Annotated in this window: 1 protein-coding gene; it reads right to left on the bottom strand. The window is 52.2% G+C overall.

Translation table 11 applies throughout. From position 1 onward, the window contains the following. Positions 1-1,353: TRCF domain-containing protein (locus tag BN93_RS02570; protein ID WP_044259630.1), on the bottom strand; the 1,353-nt coding region annotated here is incomplete at both ends.

Raw genomic sequence — 1,353 nt, 5'->3', positions numbered from 1 at the left:
GCATTATCTTCTCGCAGCCTAATCGTTTGCCTATTCGTCGCAAAGCCACCACTTGCATCAGCTCTTCACCCTGCGGTGGAACAGGACCGAACCTGTCCACAAGCCTACTGCGATAGGCATCCAATTCGTCGTCGCTCTCAATGTTGTCTAGTTCGCGATAAAGCAACATTCGTTCGCTGCTACCTGGCACGTAGTTGTCGGGGAAATACATTTCAAGGTCGCTTTCCAAGGCGCAATCTTCCACAAATTGGTCGCCCCCCACCTCTTCTCCTTGCTCAATACTCTCCGCATATAGGTCGGCAAACTCGTCGTTACGCAGTTCGGTAACGGCTTGCGACAGAATTTTCTGGTACGTTTCGTAGCCCAAGTCTTCCATAAAGCCGCTTTGTTCGGCACCAAGCAGATTGCCTGCCCCACGAATATCAAGGTCTTGCATGGCGATGTTAAAGCCGCTGCCTAAGTCGGAGAACGTTTCGAGGGCCTCCAGTCGGCGTCGGGCGTCGGGTGTTAAGGCCGAAAGGGGTGGCGCCAGCAGGTAACAGAAGGCTTTACGGTTGCTCCTGCCCACGCGGCCACGCATCTGATGCAGGTCGCTCAGCCCCACTTTGTGGGCATGATTCACGATAATGGTGTTGGCGTTGGATATGTCGATGCCGTTTTCGATAATCGAAGTGGAGAGCAACACATCGTATTCGTGGTTCATAAAGTCGATAAGTGCGTTCTCCAAGTCTTCTGGTTTCATCTGTCCATGCGCTATAACCACACGGCAATCGGGCACATGCTTGCGTATGATGTTGGCTAATTCGGGCAAATTTGCTATCCGGTCGTTCACGAAATACACCTGTCCGTTGCGGCTCATCTCGAAATTGATGGCCTCGGCAACGAATGCGCCGTCGAAAGTTGCTATCTCTGTGTGTATGGGATGGCGGTTTGGGGGTGGCGTCCGCATTACACTCATGTCGCGCGCACCCATCAATGAGAACTGCAAAGTGCGCGGAATGGGCGTGGCCGACATGGTGAGCGTATCGACATTGGTTTTAAGTGTGCGCAGCTTTTCCTTAGTAGATACGCCGAACTTTTGCTCTTCGTCGATGATAAGCAGTCCCAAGTCGTGCCATTTTACGGTCTTTCCTATAAGCTTGTGCGTGCCAATGATGATGTCTATCTTGCCTGTGGCGAGGTCGTCTAGCACTTGTCGGGTTTGTTTTGCCGAACGGGCGCGCGACAAATAGTCGACCCTTACGGGCAAATTCTCTAATCGTTTGCTGAAAGTTTTGAAGTGTTGGAAGGCCAAAACCGTTGTTGGCACCATCACAGCCACCTGTTTAGAGTCGCATGCGGCCTTAAACGCGG

The sequence above is a fragment of the Prevotella conceptionensis 9403948 genome, from assembly GCF_000312305.1.
Lineage (GTDB): Bacteria > Bacteroidota > Bacteroidia > Bacteroidales > Bacteroidaceae > Prevotella > Prevotella conceptionensis.
Note: the sequence above shows the minus strand (reverse complement) of the source record. Positions and strands in the feature narration are given on the sequence as shown.